At 66.5% G+C, this 20,213-nt stretch carries 7 protein-coding genes; 3 read left to right on the forward strand and 4 right to left on the reverse strand.

From position 1 onward, the window contains the following. Nucleotides 1-5: 5 nt before the first annotated feature. From AC1DVV_RS21160 to AC1DVV_RS21175, 4 genes are all read right to left on the reverse strand, one after another. Nucleotides 6-1,178 (reverse strand): ABC transporter substrate-binding protein, encoded by a 1,173-nt coding sequence (locus tag AC1DVV_RS21160; protein ID WP_477667069.1) that lies wholly within the window; start codon nucleotides 1,176-1,178, stop codon nucleotides 6-8. A 256-nt stretch (nucleotides 1,179-1,434) separates the two neighbouring features. Continuing rightward, a complete protein-coding gene (locus AC1DVV_RS21165) occupies nucleotides 1,435-2,421 on the reverse strand; it encodes a PDR/VanB family oxidoreductase (protein ID WP_477667070.1) in 987 nt (328 codons plus the stop codon). 109 nt (nucleotides 2,422-2,530) lie between these two features. Then, on the reverse strand, nucleotides 2,531-3,235 hold the full coding sequence (locus AC1DVV_RS21170) for a GntR family transcriptional regulator (RefSeq protein WP_457281942.1): 705 nt from the start codon (nucleotides 3,233-3,235) through the stop codon (nucleotides 2,531-2,533). 107 nt (nucleotides 3,236-3,342) lie between these two features. Next, nucleotides 3,343-4,437 (reverse strand): aromatic ring-hydroxylating dioxygenase subunit alpha, encoded by a 1,095-nt coding sequence (locus AC1DVV_RS21175; RefSeq protein WP_477667072.1) that lies wholly within the window; start codon nucleotides 4,435-4,437, stop codon nucleotides 3,343-3,345. A 144-nt stretch (nucleotides 4,438-4,581) separates the two neighbouring features. Between AC1DVV_RS21175 and AC1DVV_RS21180 the strand changes: the two genes are divergently transcribed. From AC1DVV_RS21180 to AC1DVV_RS21190, 3 genes are all read left to right on the forward strand, one after another. Then, complete coding sequence (locus tag AC1DVV_RS21180) at nucleotides 4,582-5,697, forward strand: 5-methyltetrahydropteroyltriglutamate--homocysteine S-methyltransferase (protein WP_457281944.1); 1,116 nt, start codon at nucleotides 4,582-4,584, stop codon at nucleotides 5,695-5,697. Between the two features lie 651 nt (nucleotides 5,698-6,348). Then, nucleotides 6,349-8,088 (forward strand): ShlB/FhaC/HecB family hemolysin secretion/activation protein, encoded by a 1,740-nt coding sequence (locus tag AC1DVV_RS21185; RefSeq protein WP_477702524.1) that lies wholly within the window; start codon nucleotides 6,349-6,351, stop codon nucleotides 8,086-8,088. 32 nt (nucleotides 8,089-8,120) lie between these two features. Further along, nucleotides 8,121-20,204 carry a YDG domain-containing protein gene (locus AC1DVV_RS21190; protein WP_477702525.1) on the forward strand — a complete coding sequence of 4,028 codons (12,084 nt, stop codon included), beginning with the start codon at nucleotides 8,121-8,123 and terminating at the stop codon, nucleotides 20,202-20,204. The last annotated feature ends 9 nt before the right edge of the window (nucleotides 20,205-20,213 follow it).

Genomic DNA, 20,213 nt, shown 5'->3' on the forward strand with positions numbered 1-20,213 from the left:
GGGGGTTACTTGTTCTTCCCGGGATCCTTGACGTCCTTGATCACATCAAACTCCACGTTGTAGAGTTGCCCGTCCTTCTTCTCGACCTTGCGCAGATAGACATCCTGCACGATGTCGCGCGTCTGTGCGTCGATGAAAATCTTGCCGCGCGGGCTTTCAAACAGCTGGCCCTTCATGGCTTCGAGCAGCGCGTCGCCGCCACCCTGGCCCTTGCTGGTTTTGAGCGCCTCGTAAATTACCCGCATGCCGTCATAGCCACCCACCGCCATGAAGTTGGGGCGCAGGCCCTTGTTGGCTTTGGCAAACGCTTCCACGAATTTTTTGTTCATCGCCGAGGGGTGCGCCGCCGAGTAGTGGTGCGAAGTAACGACGCCAATCGCGCCGTCACCCATGTCGTTGAGCTGGTCGTCGTCCGTCACATCGCCGGTGGCGATCAGCCGAATGCCGGCCTTGTCCAGGCCGCGCTCAAGAAACTGCTTCATCACCGCGGCGCCTGCGCCCGAAGGCACGAAGACGAAGAGCGCATCGGGCTTGTTGTCCCGCACTTTTTGCAGGAAGGGCGCGAAGTCGGGATTGCGCAGCGGCACGCGCAGCGCTTCGGTCACCTGGCCGCCATTAAAGGTCAGGCGGTCCTTGAAGAATTTCTCCGCGTCGATGCCGGGGCCGTAGTCGGACACCAGCGTGACCACCGTCTTGATGCCGTTCTTGGGCGCCCAGTCGGCCAGGGCGACCGAAACCTGCGGCAGCGTGAAGCTGCTGCGCACGATGTAGGGGGAAGCCTGCGTGATGCTGGATGTTGCCGCCGCCATCACCACCATGGGCGTCTTGGATTGCGTCGCAATGGGCGCGGTGGCCAGGGCCGAGGGCGTGATGCCGAAGCCTGCCAGCACGTTGACCTTGTCGTTGACCACCAGCTCTTGCGCCAGGCGCCGTGTGGTGTCCGGCAGTGAGGTGTCGTCCTTCACGATCAGCTGGATTTTCTTGCCCGCCACGCTGTCGCCGTTCTGCGCCATGTAAAGGCGCACGGCCGCCTCGATCTGCCGGCCGGTGGTGGCCTGCTGGCCCGTCATCGGCAGGATCAGGCCGATCTTGAAGGTGTTGTCCTGGGCCAGTGCCGGGGCGGCGGCAAGTGCCGCGGCCGACAGCGCGGCGGCGGTGAGGAAGGTACGTTTTTTCATGCTTGTCTCCTGGGTGGTTTTCAGTTCTTGCTGCTGCGTCAAACGCGGCGGAGTTCAGGTCGCCGGCATCCGGCCGTAAAACGGTGCGAGTCTAGTATGAGTGCGGTATCAGCACAAATGTTCGATATGTGAACACATCGGCCATGCCCTCCATGGCTTCATTGTGTGGGTTGCCGCTCACGGGGTTGCTGTTGGTTCGCGGTCGGTTGCGCGATCATCGCGCGCATGACCCGGTGATCGCACACAAGTTGTCCCCTCACGCGTCGGGCCGGTAGGAAGAATCCAGCGTCACCGAACCGACCACGCGCGAGACACAGGCGCACAAGCGCGTGTTTTGTTGTTTCTCGTGCTCGCTCAGAAAGACGTCGCGGTGGTCGATCTCGCCGTCGACCGCCAGCACGTCCAGTGTGCACAGGCCGCATTCGCCGCGCTTGCAGTCGAAGACGGCCTGCACCCCAGCCTGCTCCAGCGCATCCAGCAGGCTGCAGTCGGCCGGCACAGTGATGTCCAGCGCGTGGCGGGGGATTTGCACCCGAAAAGCCTGCGGTGCGAAGCGCCCGCTGTTGCCGAAGGTTTCATAACGCAGGTCGGCCGCTGGCCGGCCCGAGGCTTCCCAGGCATGGCGCGCCGCGTCCAGCATGGGCACCGGGCCGCAGACATACATTTGCGCGCCGGCCGGTAGCGCTGCGATCTCGCCGGCGAAATCGATGCGCGCGTCGACGGCCGCCTGCAGCCGCTCGCCCAGGCAAGCCCGCAGCATTTCGCCGTAAGCCAGTTCAGATTCACTGCGCACGCCATACAGCATGCGCAGCGGCCGGCCCGACTGCGCACAGCGGTCGGCCAGCGCCAGGGCCATGCCCACCAGCGGCGTGATGCCTATGCCGCCGGCCACCAGCAGGTAAGCCGGGGCATTGAAGTCCAGCGGGAAATGGTTGCGCGGCCCGCTCACCTGCAACCGGTCGCCAGCGGCCAGCTGCCACATCGCGCGCGAACCGCCGCGGCCGTCGTCCAGCCGCTTCACCGCGATGCGATACGTTTGGCCATCGGTCTCGCTGACCAGTGAGTAAGAACGAAGCTGCGGCTTGTCGTCCACCAGCAGCTGTACCTGCAGGTGGCTGCCAGGTTCGTGGCGCTGCACGGTGGCTGCGTCACCCATGGGCCGGATGCGGAACTCGCGCACGGTGGGCGTGAGTTCGTCAAAAGATTCAATGACCGCATCGGTCCAGCTGGAGGTGGCTTTCATTCAGTTTTCCGTGATCTCTTAAATTCGAGGGCCGCCGTGGAACCGGCTTTGCCGGGCCACTGGTGGCGCCCCTTGGGGGGAGGCGGCCGCAGGCCGCTTTGGGGGGACGTCATTTCTTCCGTATGAGCCGCACGCCGGGCATCTGGTCCAGGTTGTGGCTGGCCACGGCAGCGCGCAGGTTGCGCTGGGCCAGGCGTGAGTGCTCGCGCATGATCGCTTCGGCGCGCGAGCCCTCGCGCTGCTCAATGGCGTCGAGCACCTGTCGGTGCTGGTCCTGCGCCACGACCAGCATGTCGCGAGCGCCCGGGGAATTGGCCTGCACCACCACAAAACCCGAAGGCGACGCAAACGGCAGGCTGAACACGCGTTCGAGCTCTTTGGCAATGACGCTGCTACCGGCCATTTCACCCAGCAGTTCATGAAACCGCTCGTTCAGCGCGACGTAGGAAGAGAAAGCCTCATCGTCCAGCGCAGGCTGGCTGAGCACCGCATCGATCTTGCCCAGGCATTCGCGGGCTTCGTTCAGCACCACGGTGGGTGCGCCGCGCTCGGCGGCCAGCCGCGCCGACAGCCCTTCAATGGTGCCGCGCAGTTCGATCGCTTCGGACACATCGCGTTCGGAAAACGTGCGCACGGCGTAGCCGCCGTTGGGCAGCGACTCCAGCAGGCCTTCCTGCTCCAGCCGCATCAATGCCGCGCGGATGGGTGTGCGTGAGAAGCCGAGTTTTTCAACGATGGACAGCTCGGCAATGCGTGCTCCGCCGGGCAACTCGCCGGCCAGGATCATCTCGCGAAGCTGAAGCTGCGCCCGCACCTGCGCGCTTTCAAGGCTATTTTGGCCTGTAGCCCTTTCGGAATCTGCGCTGGAAGCTACTGAATTGATAGCATTGATTGTGGTTCGCATAAAAAATGATCCCCGCCTCAGGCCGCCAGCCGGATAGTGATGACAGGCGCCGGTGGTTTTTCTTTCGCGATCAGTCCGTCTATCAGGCGCCGGGCCCACATCGAGCCGGCATCGATGTTGAGGTTGTAGAACTGGTGGTCCGGGTGTTCGTCGATGGCGATTTGCTGGGCCTCCAGCACATGTTCGTCCTCGCGGAAGATGCCGGCCACGCCCTCGCGCAGCTGGTGCGTCAGGCGCTGTTCACCCAGGCAGTAATTGCGTGCGAAAGCCCAGAAGTAGTGGCAGCTGCCGTCTGTTTCCGGCGTCACGGTATTCAGCACAAAACCATTGACGCCCTTGCTGCGGTCGCCCGGCTGGCCGTCTTTGGGTGGCGCACCCGATCCGGCTTCGGCCACGCCGACGTCGATGTTCACAGTGCAGGGCGCTTCGAATTTGATGATTTGCCAGCGGTCCACCTTGCCCCTGTAGCCGCGCGCATGCTCGATCTGCCCGGCCCAGAACGGCGGTGCGTCGATGTTCTCCATCCAGCGCGTGACGGTGGCCGTACGGTCGCCATGCGTGGCGACAAAGGGCGCCTCGGCCACGGCGCGCTGGCCGATGCTGGAGCCGTGCACAAAGGTTTCGTGGGTCAGGTCCATCAGGTTGTCGACGACCAGGCGGTAGTCGCACTTCACCGTGATCAGCTTGCCGTCGCCGGCCCAGTCTGCGTCGTCGTTCCAGTGCATGTCGGGCACCAGCGCCGGGTCGGCCTTGGCCGGGTCGCCGGGCCAGATCCAGACAAAGCGATGCTTTTCCAGTACCGGGAAGGCACGCACGCAGGCCGAAGGGTTCAGCGTTTCCTGGCTGGGCATGTGGGTGCAGCGGCCCTGGGCGTTATAGACCAGGCCGTGGTAACCGCAGGTCACCTCGTCGCCGTTCAGCGCGCCCATGGACAGCGGCAGCAGCCGGTGCCAGCAGGCGTCTTCCAGTACGGCGACCTGGCCGTCGGTGCGGCGGAACATCACCACCTTCTGTTTGCAAATCGTGCGCGCCAGCAGCGTGCGGCCCACCTCTACGTCATAAGCGGCGGCATACCAGGCGTTCAGGGGGAAAGTCGATTTCTGGGCATTCATGGATACGCAATGTATACATAAATTGCCATAAAGCCAAGAAAAATAGGGAAATTCAGGGTAAATACGGAATTTCTGTATTCAATAAGGGGTGATTTTGCTGGAATACCATGGGGGTTTGTGCCTGCAACCGATGGAGACTTTCCCATGACCGCCAAGCTACCCGCCCGTTATGACCATGTCGGCAGCTTTCTGCGCCCGCAGTACCTGCTGGAAGCCCGCGAGCAAAAGGCCAAGGGCCAGATCACGCCCGAACAACTGCGCAAGGTCGAAGACCAGGCCATCACCGAAATCGTGAAGTTCCAGGAAGACGTGGGCCTCAAAAGCATCACTGACGGCGAATTCCGCCGCACCTACTTCCACATCGACTTCCTCGAGCAGATCGGCGGCGTGAAGACCGATATCCCGGTCACCATCCAGCGGCCCGACGGCAGCATGGAACTGGCGCCGCCGGTGATGCGGGTGATCGACAAGGTGCGCCACGTCAAGGACATCCAGCTCGCCGACTTCCAGTACCTCAAAAGCCAGGTCAGTGCGGGCAACACGCCCAAGGTCACCATTCCCTCACCCACGATGCTGCACTTTCGCGGCGGCCGCGCCGGCATCAGCAAAGAGGCCTATCCCGAACTCGACCCGGCTTTTTACGACGACGTAGCCAAGGCCTATGGCGACGAACTGCGCAGCCTGGCCGCGGCCGGCTGTACCTATGTGCAGATGGACGACACCAACCTGGCCTACCTGTGCGACGAGAAAATGCGTGAAGCGGCGCGCCAGCGCGGAGACGATCCCAACGAGCTGCCGCACCGCTACGCCAAATTCATCAACAAGGTGGTCGCGCAAAAGCCCGCCGGCATGACGCTGGCCATGCATTTGTGCCGCGGCAACTTCAAGAGCACCCACGCCGCGGCCGGCAACTACGAGCCGGTGGCCGAGGCGCTGCTCAAGGAGATGGACCTGGACGCCTATTTCCTCGAGTACGACGACAGCCGCAGCGGCGACTTCAAACCCCTGCGCTACCTGCCCAAGGGCAAGACCGTGGTGCTGGGCCTGGTCACTACCAAGTTCGGTGAAATGGAAAGCAAGGACGACCTGAAGCGCCGCATTGAAGACGCTGCGAAATACGCGCCGCTGGAGCAGCTCGCGCTGTCACCGCAGTGCGGCTTCAGCAGCACCGTGCACGGCAACAACATCGCCGTGGAAGCGCAACGCAACAAGCTGCGCCTGGTGGTCGAAACCGCACGCGAGGTGTGGGGCACAGCCTGAGCTGACCCCGGCACTGGCACTCATCCTCCCCTTCTCGTATCCCCTTCTCGTATCTTTAGCGAGGGGGCCTGGCTGACTCCAGCCTGTTTTTTTTGGGGGCCGTTAACCGGCGCCTTCTGCTGCGTCGGTAGTTTCGCTGTGGCTTGGTGGCTCCCGGTTGGCGGCGATCCCGTTGGCAACCCCGGCCAACGGGTCGGTGCCACGATTGGGCATCAAACGGCTCACCATTCCCACTGGACGTGCGCAAGCAGCTCTCAAAAAGATAGCAAGCATGGCCTGGGCATGCCGCCCGCAGGCTTCTGGCGCAGCCCTCGCCAGTACGGGCGCTGCCGGCCGGCGCGTACCCCATGAGTGCCGCCCCTCTTCTTTGCCTCCTCTTCTTATCCCTATTGACCGGTGCTCCTTCGTGCGGACGACGACCACTTCTGTCTGCCTGTCGGTGGGAATAGGGCCATGAACATTTACTTACATTTGGCAAAGAGCCATCGGCATGCCGGCTTATTTTTCCAGGATCTTTAAATAACTGTGCAAAAACAAACACTTACAGCGAAAATAGGAGGTGTTTTAACAAAAAATATTGGACAGCGTAAGAGCAAAGCGCTACAACCGATAAAACATTTTGTTGCATTTGTACGCCGAAAGGGTCGCTTCTTGAGCAGTTCAGTCTTTCTGGCATCCAGGCTTGTCGCCTGGGGAGTTCTGGGCGTATGCATCGCCCTGCACGTCCCTGCGCTGGCGCAGGTCCGGGCAGACGTGCGGCCCGATGCCGGAACGCTGCTGGAGCCGCAAGGTTCGTTACCGTTGCTGCCCTTGCGTAGCGGGCCACTGCCCGAACTGGCACCGCCCCGGATTGCGGAGCCAGCGGCGGGAACTGCGCGCATTACACCAGCGGCGTTCAGCTTTTCCGGCAACAGCGTTTTCTCCAGTGAAGCACTTGCGGCTTTGCTGTCGAGCCGGCTCCACCGGCCCACGGATCTGGCCGGCCTCACAGATGCCGCCAATGCCATCAGCGCGCTTTACCGGCAGAACGGCTATCTGCTCACGCAGGCGTACCTGCCCGAGCAGGCGTTTCCCGCAGAAGGCGGGACTGTCGCCATCACCATCATTGAAGCGCGGGTCGGCCGCGTTTCTGTGCGTGTCGACGGCGCCGGCATCTCAAAGGCGTTCGCGGAAGAACTGGTGGGCAGCCAGCTGCGGTCCGGTGACGCCGTTACCGAATACGCACTCGACAAGCCCGTGTTGCTGTTGCGCGACCTGGCGGGATATGACGCCGGCGCTACGGTCGAGCCTGGAGATCGCCTGGGCCTGGCGGATGTCCTGATCACCGTGCAGGGCAAAGGGCCGCGCGCCGACGGCTCGGTCAGCGTAGACAACCATGGCGCGCGCGCCGCTGGTGCCGCGCGTGTCACGTTAAGTGCCAATCTCAACAACCTGCTGGGGCGCGGTGACGTGCTGGCCGTGAGCACCCAGCAAAGCGACCAGGCTGGCTCGACCCTGTACCGCGCCGGCTACACCGTGCCGGTCGGCGCTTACGGCACGCGGGTGGGTGTCAGCGCGGTGCGCCTGGACTACGCGCTGGGCAAGCAATTCGAGCCGCTGGGGGCCAGCGGCCGGGCCGACATTCTCGGCCTCACCCTGTCCCACCCCCTGCTGCGCGGGCGCGCCAACAATTTGTACGGCCTCATCAGTGCAGAGCAAAAAAAGCTCGTTGACGAAACGCGCACACCCGCACTCAAAAGCGAGCGCGACATCGCCGCGCTCAGGCTGGGGCTGGCGGGTAACTTCATCGACGAACTGGCGGGCGGCAGCAGCCTGAACAACTATGCCGTGAACGCCACCTTCGGCCGCCTCACGTTGAATGCGGCCGATCAGGCGCTTGACGATGGCCTCGGCGGCCTGCGCACAGCGGGCGGTTTCAGCAAGCTGAACCTGGAATTCCAGCGCTCCCAGTTTTTTGATGCCGCTTACAGCTTTCACGTCGCGGCACAGGCCCAGCTGGCGTCGAAAAACCTCAGCTCGGCCGAAAAAATGGTTCTGGGCGGGCCCAATGGCGTGCGCGGCTACCCGGTGGGGGAAGGCGTCGGCGACGCCGGTTTCCTGTTGAACCTGGAGTCGCGTTACCAGCTCGCGCCAACGGTCTGGGGTGAGCCTTTGACTCTGCTGGCTTTCTATGACCATGGGCGCATTCGCTTCAACCAGAACGGCCCCACTGTGCCGGGCAATGCCAACACGCTGAGCCTCGGTTCCGTCGGTGTGGGCGCCACGCTGGGCCAGCCCGGCAAATTCCTGGTCAAGACCTACCTGGCATGGCGCACGACGACGGCGCCGCCGTCCACCGGCGACCCGGACCGTGCGCCGCGCGCCTGGCTGTCGGTCCAAGCCTGGTTCTAGCCCGGCCCCAACCCCTGCTCTGCATACCCATCATGACCGCCCCCACTTCTTCCCCTCGCGCCGCCTATCGCCCTTGGACCGTGCGCACGGTGGTGGTCCGCCTGTCGCGCAAGCTCTCGGCCACTTACCGCATCCGCAGCGACCGCAGGCTGTCGCGCCTGCTTGCAACCCTGCTGGCGGCTGTCTCGCCCTGGGCCACCGCCTTGCCTGAAGGCGCGCAGGTGGTGGGAGGCCAGGCCAGCGTCAGCACGCCGTCGGCCAACGCCATGGTGGTCAACCAGACCAGCGACAAGGCGGTGCTGAACTGGCAAAGCTTCAACATCGGCGTGGGCCAATCGATGCAGTTCGTGCAGCCCGGCGCTTCGTCCGTCGCGCTGAACCGCGTCATCGGCAACGGTGCCTCATCCATCTTCGGTTCGCTGAGCGCCAACGGCCAGGTCTTCCTGATCAACCCGGCCGGTGTGATGTTCGCTCCTGGGGCGCAAGTCAATGTGGGCGGGCTCGTCGCCTCCAGTCTCGACATCGGCAACGGCGACTTCATGGCAGGCCGCTACACCTTCAGCGGCAACGCCTCCGGCCGCGTGGACAACCACGGCAGCATCAACGTCGCGCGCGGCGGCTACGTGCTGCTGGCCGCACCCCAGGTCAGCAATACCGGCGCCATCAGCGCCGAAGCCGGCTCCGTCGGCCTGCTCGCGGGCTCGCGTGTGTCGGTCGACACCTCGGGTGTGGGCCTGGTGCGCTTCTCGGTGGACGCCGCGGCCGCGCAGGCCGCGATCACCAACAGCGGCAGTATCACGGCCACGGGCGGCCGGGTTGCCGTGCTGGCCAGTGCCATGGGCGATGCCATGGCGACCGTCATCAACCAGTCCGGCGTCATCCGCGCCAACTCAGCCGTGGAGCGCAACGGCACGATTGTGCTGAGCGGCGGTGGCACAGGTGTTGTCCAGGTCTCCGGCACACTCGATGCCAGCGGCACCGCCCCGGGCCAGAGCGGCGGCACGGTGCAGGTGCTGGGCGACAAGGTGGCGCTGGACACCGGTGCTGCCATTGACGTCTCCGGCGCAGCCGGCGGCGGCACCGCGCTGGTGGGCGGCGATTACCAGGGCGGCAATGCGGCCGTCCAGAATGCTTCACGCACTTATGTGGCCGCAGGCGCATCGATACGGGCCGACGCGACAGACAGCGGCAAAGGCGGAAAAGTGGTGGTCTGGGCCGACGGTGACACGCGCCACAGCGGCGCCATCAGCGCGCGCGGCGGCGCCAACGGTGGTGACGGCGGCTTTGTCGAGGTTTCGGGCAAGCAGCAGCTGGACCTGCGCGGCAGTATCGACGTGGCCGCGCCGGCCGGCACTGGCGGAAGGGTGCTGCTGGATCCGCAGGACATCGACATCAACACCACCATACAGTCCTCACCGCCCAACAATGCCGATGGCACGCCCGACGTGGCCCTCTTCGATCCACCGAGCCCGACGGGCACGTACACCATCCAGATCGCCGACATTACCGGCTATAGCGAGCTGTACCTCCAGGCCTCGCGCAACATCACGCTGGCCAGCGCACTGGCCATGACGGCGGGCAACAAGGTCCGCTTTGAAGCTGGCAACACGATTGCCCTCAATGCCGCACTAACGGCTTCCGGCGGCGTGAATCTTTCGGCGGCCAATATCACCAGCACCGCGGCCGGTAGCATCACCACCACAGGCGCCGGCAATACCAATGCCGGCAACGTCACCCTCAACGCTACGGGCACTGTCAACCTGCTCGGGGCCATCAACGCCATCGGAGGCCCTGCCACAACCGGCAACCCAGGCCGTAGCGGCGGGGCCGTCAGCATCTCGGGCGCCGGTGTCACCACCGCCGCCATCACCGCCAGCGGTTCCGCCGGGCTGGGGGCTGGACAGGCCGGTGGTACGGGCGGCAGTATCAACATTACCTCCACCGGCGGCATCTCCAGCACAGGCACCCTCACGGCCAGCGGCGGTGCCGCTGGCACGACGGGCATCGCGGCCGGGGGCAACGCGGGCAGCATCATCCTGGCTAACAGCGGCAACGGTAACGTCGCTGTGAGCGGGTTGACCGCCAGCACCGGCAATGCGGTCACCACCGGCGCCGGCGGCACGGCCGGCAGCATCTCCGTGACCAACAGCGTGGCCAGCGCCAGCCTGGGCACCGGCAACATCACCACCCAGGGCGGCAACAACGGCGACGGCGGCGCCATCACGCTCAATTCCGCCGGTGCACTGAGCGCGGGCACCGTCACCAGCACCGGCGGCACGGCACTGGCCAACACTGCAGGCCGCAATGCCGGTGCAATCAACATCACGGCGGCCGGCGCCATCACCGCGCTGGGCGCTGTAACGGCCAGCGGCACGGCCGGCAACACGGCCGGCAACGGCGGCAACGCGGGCGCAGTCTCCATAGTCGCCGCGGGCGGCATCGCAGGCGCAGCCATGACCGCCAGTGGCGGGGCCGGTGTGGGCGCCAATGCGTCGGGCGGCAATGCAGGAACCATCACGGTTACCAACAGCGGTACCGGCAACATCACTGCCGCCGCGCTGGCCGCACAGACCGGCACGGCCACGGGCACCGGTACCGGCGGTGCGGCCGGCAGCATTTCGGTGACGAATACGGCTGCCGCGGGCAACCTGACGACCGCGGGAGTCACCACGACGGGCGGAGCCAAAGGCGACGGCGGCGCCGTGAACCTGAGTGCGCTGGGCGCTTTGTCCACCGGCGCTGCTGGCACCATCAACACGGCCGGTGGCGTCACGCTGGCAGGCTATGCCGGCCGCAATGCTGGCGCCGTCACACTCTCGGGTGCAAGCGTAAGCACTGGCACGGGCAACATCACCGCCAACGGCACGCCGGGTATAGGCGCTGGCCAAAATGGCGGCAATGGCGCCAATGTGCAAGTCACCGCCACGGGCGCCATCACAGCCGGTGCCGTCAATACAACGGGCGGTGCGGGCATTGCCACCCTGGCCAGCGGCGGCAATGCGGGCACGATCACCGTCATCAACAACTCGGCGACGGTGGGCGCCATCTCACTGGGAGGGCTGAGCTCCAGCAGCGGAGCGGCCTTCGGGACCGGCGCTGGCGGCACGGCCGGTGCCGTGCAGGTGACCAACAATGCGGCCGGGCAAGGCCTCACCACGGGGGCCATCACGGCCAACGGCGGCACCAACAGCGCCGGTGCCGATGTCACCCTGAGCTCACAAGGTGCCCTTACCGTCAGCGGGCTGATCACCACCAGCGGCGGCGCGTTGGGTACCGGTATGACCGCAACAGGCAAGAACGCCGGCAACGTCACGATCACGGGCGTCAACCGCGCCGTCACCGGTGCCATCACCGCCAGCGGCGGTGCAGGGATGGGTACCAACCAGGCCGGTGGCAATGCCGGCGTGGTGAGCATCACCGGCAGCGGCAGCCTGGGCACGAACAACATCGCAGCACAAACCGGTGCAGCGACGGGCACCGGCGCGGGCGGCACAGCAGGCAGCATCATGTTGGACGGCACGGCAGTGACCACTGGTACCCTGACGACCACGGGCGGCGCCAACGGCAACGGCGGCACTGTCAGCGCCACCTCGACGGCCGGCGTTTTGACGACAGGCGCGATCGTTTCCAGCGGCGGCACAGCCAATGCGGGAACGGCCGGGCGCAATGCCGGAACGGTGACGCTGCAGGCCACGGGTGGTCTGTTGACCGGCGCCACCATGACCGCCAGCGGCACGAACGGCACTCTGACGGGCGACCAGGCCGGCGGCAACGGTGCGGTGATCTCCATTACCGGCAACAGTGGCATCAGCGTCACCAATCTCGCGGCCAGCGGCGGCGCGGGTGTGGGCACCAATGCTGCCGGCGGAAATGCCGGCAGTATCACGGTCAACAACAGCGGCAGCGGAAACATCACCACCGGAACCCTGGCGGCCCAAACCGGCAATGCAATCGGCACGGGCGCAGGGGGCACCGCGGCCAGCGTCGCCGTCACGAATACGGCAGCGGCCGGCAATGTCACGACGGCAGGCATCACCACCACCGGCGGCACCAAAGGCGACGGCGGTGCCGTCACCCTGAGTGCCCAGGGTGCGCTGTCCACTGGTGCTGCAGGCGCGATCAATACGGCCGGCGGCGTCACCTTGACGGGCAATGCAGGCCGCAATGCCGGCACCGTCACGCTCTCAGGCGCAAGCGTGAGCACCGGTACCGGAAACATCACGGCCAACGGCACGCCAGGCATAGGCGCCGGCCAAAGCGGCGGCAACGGCGCCGATGTGCAAATCACGGCTGCCGCGGGCGGCATCACCGCCGGCGCCATCAACACCACGGGCGGTGCGGGCATTGCCACGCCGGCCAACGGCGGCAGCGCGGGCAGCATCACCGTCATCAACAATTCGGCCACCACTGGCGCCATCTTGCTGGGAGCACTGAGCTCCAGCAGCGGGGCTGCTTTCGGCGCCGGCACGGGCGGCACCGCCGGCGCTGTGCAGGTGACCAACAGCGCGGCCGGGCAAGCCCTCTCCATCGCAGGGGCTGTGACGGCCAATGGCGGCACCAACGGCGCCGGCGCCGACGTCGTCCTGAGTTCGCAGGGCGCTCTCACGGTCGGCGGAACGATCAACACCAGCGGCGGTGCTATCGGCGCCGGGGTGACCGCCGCAGGAAAAAATGCCGGCAACATTACCCTGAGCGGCGTCAACCGCTCGGTCACGGGCCTGATCACCGCCAGCGGCGGCGCGGGGCTGGGTGCCAACCAGGCGGGTGGCAACGCCGGCGCGGTGAGCATCACCGGCAGCGGCACACTTGGCGCGGTCGGCATCACGTCCCAAACAGGTGCCGCAACAGGAACGGGCGCCGGCGGCAACGCCGGCAGCATCACGCTGACGGGCAGCGCCGTCACAGCTGGCGCGCTGACGACCACAGGCACCGCCAACGGCGACGGCGGCGCCGTCAGTGTCACGTCCACGGCGGGCGTTTTGACGGCCGGCGTCATCAATACCAGCGGTGGCGCGGCCAATGCCGGCACGGCGGGTCGCAACGCAGCAGCGGTCACCTTGCAGGCCACGGGCGGCCTGCTCACCGGCACGACCATTACGGCCAGCGGTACCAACGGCGCACTGGCGGGCGACCAGGCCGGCGGCAATGGCGCGGCGATTTCCCTTGCCGGCACCGGCGGCATCACGGTGACCAACCTCACGGCCAGCGGCGGCGCAGGCGTGGGTACCAACGCGGCCGGCGGCAATGCCGGCAGCATCACGGTCAACAACAGCGGCAGCGGCAATATCGCCACTGGAACGCTGACGGCGCAAACCGGCAATGCGGTGGGCACAGGTGCAGGCGGCACGGCCGGCAGTGTCAGCGTGGCCAACACGGCGGCCGGCGGTACCTTGTCCACCGCGGCCATTCTCACCAGCGGCGGTGTCAAGGGCAACGGCGGCAATGTCAATCTGTCGGCGCTGGGCCAGGTGTCCATCGTCAACAACAACATCACCACCAGCGGCGGCACTGCGGTCAGCGGCCAGGCCGGCCGTAACGCCGGCACCGTCACCATCAGCGGCGGCGGCCTCAATATGGGAACGGGCACCATCACGGCCAGCGGTGGCGCGGCAGCTGCCACGTCGAACCTGAAAGGCGGCAGCGGCGCGGCCGTCAGCATCACGACCACCGATGCCGTGACCACCGGCGCCCTCACCGCCAACGGCGGCGCGGGCGGCACCACCAACGGTGACGGTGGTGATGCCGGCAGCATCACGGTGCAGAACAATTCCACAACGGCAGGCGCGATTGCGTTGGGTGGGCTCGCGGCACGTACGGGCGCGGCAGTGGGTACCGGCGCCGGTGGCGCGGCCGGCAGCATCAGCGTGACCAACAACGCGGCAGGCGCCAACATCGGGACCGGTGCGATAGACAGCAGCGGCGCGGCAGGCGGCAACGGCGGCTCGGTCGCACTGGCCTCGCAGGGCGGCGTGACGGTCACCGGCACGCTGAACACCAGCGGCACGGCGCTGGCCGGTGGCACCGGCGCTGGCCGCAATGCGGGCAATATCACGGTGACGGGCGTCAACCGCTCGGTCACGGGTCTGGTCAGCGCCAGTGGCAGCGCGGGCCTGGGCACCAACCAGGCCGGCGGCAATGCCGGTGTGGTGAGCATCACGGGCAGCGGCACGTTGGGCACCGCGGCAGTGACGGCCTCAACGGGTGGCGCCACCGGAACGGGCGCCGGCGGCACGGCCGGCAGTATCACGCTGAACGGAACGGCGCTGACAGTCGGTGCGCTTACCACCACGGGTGGCGCCAACGGCAACGGCGGCAACATCAGCGTCACCTCGACGGCCGGCGTTTTGACGACAGGCGCGGTTGTTTCCAGCGGCGGCACCGCCAACGCGGGTACGACGGGACGCAACGCAGGTTCCGTCACGCTGCAGGCCACAGGAGGCCTGCTGACCGGCACCACCGTGACCGCCAGCGGCACGAATGGCACGCTGACGGGTGACCAGGCCGGCGGTAACGGTGCGGCGATTTCCATTACCGGCAACAACGGCCTCACGCTCACCAATCTCACGGCGAGCGGCGGCGCAGCGGTCGGCACCAATGCGGCCGGTGGCAATGCCGGCAGCATCACGGTCAACAACAGCGGCAGTGGCAATATCACCACCGGAACGCTGACGGCACAAACCGGTAACGCGCTGGGCACCGGTGCGGGCGGCACGGCCGGCGGTGTTTCCGTGAGCAACACCGCCGCAGCGGGAACACTCTCCACCGCGGCCGTCACCACCACCGGTGGTGTCAAGGGCAACGGCGGCAACGTCAGCCTTTCTGCTGCCGGCCAGGTGTCAGTGCTCAACAACAACATCACCGCCAGCGGCGGCACCACGGTCAGCGGTCTGGCAGGCCGTGATGCCGGCACGGTCACCATCAGCGGCGCCGGCCTCAACATGGGCACCGGCACCATCACCGCCAGCGGCGGCGCGGCGGCGGCCACGTCCAGTCAAAAGGGCGGCAGCGGCGGCGCCGTCAGCATCACCTCCACGGGGGCGGTCACTACCGCAGGCATGACGGCCAGCGGGGGTGCGGGCGGAACCACCAACGGCGACGGCGGCAATGCGGGCAGCATCGGCGTGGCTAACACCGTTGCGGGTGCTGTCACGGTGGGTGCACTGGCTGCGCAAAGCGGCAATGCAGCCGGCACGGGCGCAGGCGGCTCGGCAGGCAGCATTACCCTAAGCAACACGGCTGGCAACCTCACGGCAGGTACGCTGACCACTACGGGCGGCACTTCGGGCCATGGCGGCAACATCAGCGTTAGCGGATCCGGCGGCGCAGTGGCGGTTGGCGCCATAGTCACCAGCGGCGGCACGACTGCCGGCCCGGCCAACGGACGCAATGCCGGCACGGTAGACATTTCCGGCGCGGGCGTCACCACGGCGGCCATCACGGCCAACGGCACCAACGGCAGCACCGTCGGCTCGGGTGGCAATGGTGGCGCGGTCACCGTCAATTCCACGGGGGCCATCAGCAGCACCGGTGCAATCAGCGCCGTTGGCGGCAACGGTGCGGGCGGCAACCAGGCCGGCGGTCAGGGCGCCGCGGTGTCGATGGCTTCCACCGGCGGCAATGTATCGGTCGCCGCCATCACCACCACCGGCGGCAACGGCGGCACAGGCGTGGCGGCGGGCGGTAACGCAGGCGCCATCACACTCGACGCAGCGGGCGCCACGCCCACCATCACCCTTGCCGGCGGGCTTACTGCGCTGGGTGGCAACCAGGTCGGCGGCGCGGTCTCCGGTGCTGGCGGCGTTGTCCGTATCAAGGATGACGCACTGCTCAATACGGCCAGCATCACTGTGGACTCACGCGGCGGCAATGCCGGCGCGGGTGCCGGCGCCAATATCCAGTTCGACGGAGCGGTCAACAGCCAGGCCTCGGGCCGTACGCTGATCCTGCAGGCAGGCAACGGCGACGTGAGCATTGCCGGCACCACGGGCGCCAGCCTGGCCTTGTCGGCGCTGGCCGTGACCGCCAACGACATCGCCGTGGGCGCCATGGGCGGTGCCTCGGTGGGCGTTACCGGTTCCACCTCGCTGACGGCCACCACCGCCGGCGCCGACACTGGCGACATCAGTCTCAATGGCGCGCTCAACGTCAGTGCGTTGGCCCTGACGGCCGGAAGCGCACTCACGCAAACCAGCGCCATCAAGGCGACCACCGCCACTCTGGCGGCCGGCGCCGGCAACAACGTCACGCTGACCAACGCCGGCAACGATTTCACGGGGGCGGTGGCTGTCACCACGGGCAATAACGTCAGCATCACCGACAGCAATGCGCTGGTGATGGGGACCTCAGTGGTGTCGGGCTCTCTGGCGCTGAATACGGCCGGCGCCATCACACAGACCGGCGCGGTGACGGTCACAGGCGCCACCACGCTGGCCGCCGGCGCAGCCAACGACATCACGCTGGCCAATGCGGCCAACAACTTCTCCAGCGTGGCCGTCACCAGCGGCAACAACGTCTCGCTGCGCGATGCCAATGCCGTGGTGCTGGGTACCTCCGTTGCCAATAGCAGCCTGACAGTGGTGGCCGGCGCGACCATCACCCAGACAGGTGCCATTACCGCACCCACGCTGGTGGCCAAAACGCTGTCCGCCGGCACGGCGAACATCACATTGAACAATGCCGCCAACGAGGTCGCCACGGTCGATCTGCGTGCCCGCAACGCCGCCGACACGGCCAATGCCAATGGCGCGGTCAGCTATCGCGACGCCACCGGCTTCGACGTGGCCGCTGTCAACACCACAGGGGCATTGACGCTGCAATCCGGCGGCAACATCACGCAGTCGGGCGCTGTGACGGCGGCCTCGCTGGCAGTGGCCGGCACGGGTGCAGGCTCGCTGAACCTCGGCACTCAGGCCAACAACATCGCCACCCTCAATGCCATCACGGCGGCGGGCGGCTTCACGCTGAATAACGGCAACAACAGCACAACGGTGGCTGGCAATATCAGCACCGTCAACAACGCTGTCGCCATAGACACCGGCACCGGCACGTACACGCAGAACAACGTCGACGTGGTTGCCGGCAGCGGGCCCATCACGATCACGGCCGACACGGTCGCCATCGCCGCGAACACAGGCAACAACGCGCTGGCGACCAGTGGCGCATTGACGCTCAAGGCCAAAACCGCGAGCCGCACCATGTCCCTGTCGGGCGCTTCGGGCTTTGACCTCACGGCCGCGGAAGTCAGCGCCTTCGCCACGGGCGCCACCGGCCCCATCGTCATCGGCGATACGGCCAGCACTGGCGCCATGACCATAGGCGGCGCGGTCGGCCTGGCCGGCAAGACCCTGACGCTCAATGCCGGCTCCATCACCGATGTGGGCGTGCAAACCATCACCGCGCAGAACCTCACCCTCAATGCCAACGGCCAGATCGGCACCGACGCCAGCAACGGCATCGACGTGGCGGCCGGCAACCTGAGCGTCAACACCACCGGCAATGCCAACGCCTTCGTGCGCAGCGCGGGCGCCGTCAACCTGGGTGTGGGCAGCACGGCCTCAAACCTCGGCAGCGGCACACTGAACCTGACGGCACTGGGCGCGGTCACCCAGACGGCCGGTACCGGCAACATCACGGCCGGCACGCTGCAGGTCAAAACGCTGGTCAACGCCGGCGGTGGCATCACGCTCAACAACAGCGGCAACACCAGCACCGCCATCAACCTGCAGGCCCGCAATGCCGCAGACACGGCCAATGCGGCGGGGGCCATCCAGTACAGCAGCGCGGCCGGATTCGACGTGGCTGCCGTTGCGACAACCGGCAATGCCACCCTGTCTGCAGGCGGGGCTGTCAGCCAGTCTGGCGCCATCCTGGCTTCAGGGCTCGCGCTGACGGGGGGAACGGGTGCTTATACCCTGGCAAACGCGGGCAATGCCGTCACCACGCTCGCCGCCAGCACCGGCAGCGTGGACTACAGGCAGGCCGGCGCACTGGTTGTGGGCACGGTCGGCGCGACAGCAGGCGTAACGGCCACCGGCGCGGTCAAAATTGAAACCACCGGCGCGGCGTCAAATCTCACGTTGAACAATGCCGTGAATTCTTCCGCCACCGGCGATGCCGTCGTCCTCAAGGCCGGCAGCGCCAATGCAGCCGGCGTCAGCACCGGCGGCCAGCTCGTCAACAATGTGGGCGCGGGCGGCATCGTGGCCGCATCTGGCCGCTACCTGGTCTACAGCGGCGACCCCGGCACCACGCTTGAGGGCGTTGCCGGCTACAGCAAGCGCTACAACAGCGACGCCAGCTATGTACCGGCCGGCAGCGCAAATACTTTCCTCTACCGCGTCGCGCCGACCTTGACGGTTACGGCCGACAACAAGACCAAGGTGTATGGCGACACCAACCCGCTGCTGACCGGGGTGGTAAGCGGGCTGATCGACGGCGACACCATCGCCAGCCTGGGCGTGAACTACACCACCACAGCCGTTGACCGGACGGCCGTGGCGGCCGGACCGGTGGCTATCACTGCCGGCGTAGGTACCAACAGCGAAAACTACACCCTGGCCTTGACCAATGGCGCGCTGACCATCACGCAGCGCGCGTTGACGGTCAGCGCCGCCGGCCAGAACCGTGTCTATGACGGCGGCGTTGCGGCCACCGTCGCGCTGACCGACAACCGCCTCAGCGGCGATGTGCTGACCGCCACGAATACCGCCGCGAGCTTTATCGACAAGAACGTCGGCACCGGCAAGACCGTGAACGTCAGCGGCATTGCCCTCACCGGCGCCGATGCGGGCAACTACAGCGCCAACACCACGGCAGCCACCACTGCCAACATCACGCAGCGCGCGCTCACGGTCGGCGCAACCGGCCAGAACCGTGTGTATGACGGCGGAACCGTTGCCACCGTGACGCTTGCCGACAACCGGATCGCCGGCGATGTGCTCACGGCTACCAACACGGCTGCCAGCTTTGGCGACAAGAATGTGGGTACAGGCAAGGCGGTGAGCGTCAGCGGCATTGCCGTGACCGGCTCCGACGCCGGGAACTACACGTACAACACCACGGCCGCCACCACGGCCGACATCACGCAGCGAGCCCTCACGGTCAGCGCCACAGGCCAAAACCGTGTCTATGACGGCGGAACCGCCGCCACCGTGACGCTTGCCGACAACCGTGTTGCCGGCGACGTGCTCGCCACCACCAACACGGCTGCCAGCTTTGGCGACAAGAATGTGGGCACCGGCAAGACGGTGAACGTCAGCGGCATAGCCGTCACCGGCACCGACGCCGGAAACTACACGTTTAACACCACGGCCGCCACCACCGCCAACATCACGCAACGCGCCCTGACGGTGGGTGCCACGGCCCAAAACAAGGTGTACGACGGCGGCACTGCCGCAACCGTGACACTGGCCGACAACCGGGTCGCCGGCGATGTACTCACGGCCAGCAACACCTCGGCCAGCTTTGCCGACAAGAATGCGGGCGTGGGTAAAACCGTCAACGTCGGCGGTATTGCCATCACCGGCACCGATGCGGTCAACTACAGCGTCAACAGCACGGCCGCCACCACGGCCAATATCACGCCGGCTTCGATTGCGAATGTCAGCGGCATCACCGCCGCGAACAAGGTGCAGGACGGCACCACATCAGCTACGCTGGCAACGGGCGGTGCTGCGTTTACCGGGCGCATAGGCGCGGACGTTCTCACCGTGGGGGCGGCTACCGGAAACTTCGATTCGCCTGCCGTCGGCAATGGCAAGCCCGTCAGCATTACCGGCATCACCCTGTCAGGTGCCGACGCCGGCAATTACACCTTGCAGAATGCGACGGCCGCCACGACAGCCAATATCACGCCGGCCCCTGCCAGTACCGCGGAGCGTACCGGTGACGCGCGCATTGTGAACGGTACGGCGCTGCCAGTCCTGGAAGGCGATGAGCGCCGTCAGCAGTCCCTGCGCGCCGCCGGCATCAAGGATGCCGAAGGCGGCGTTGCGGCCGATGTGCCGACTTTCCGCCTGGCTGGGTTCCCTGATCCGCGCAGTGCCGGGCTGGTCCTGCAGGACTGCGCGGAGCAGGGCCGCGGCCTGAACTGCGCTGGAGGCGGTCAGGGCCAGTAAATAACGTAA

The sequence above is a fragment of the Polaromonas sp. P3_B4 genome (assembly GCF_056402835.1).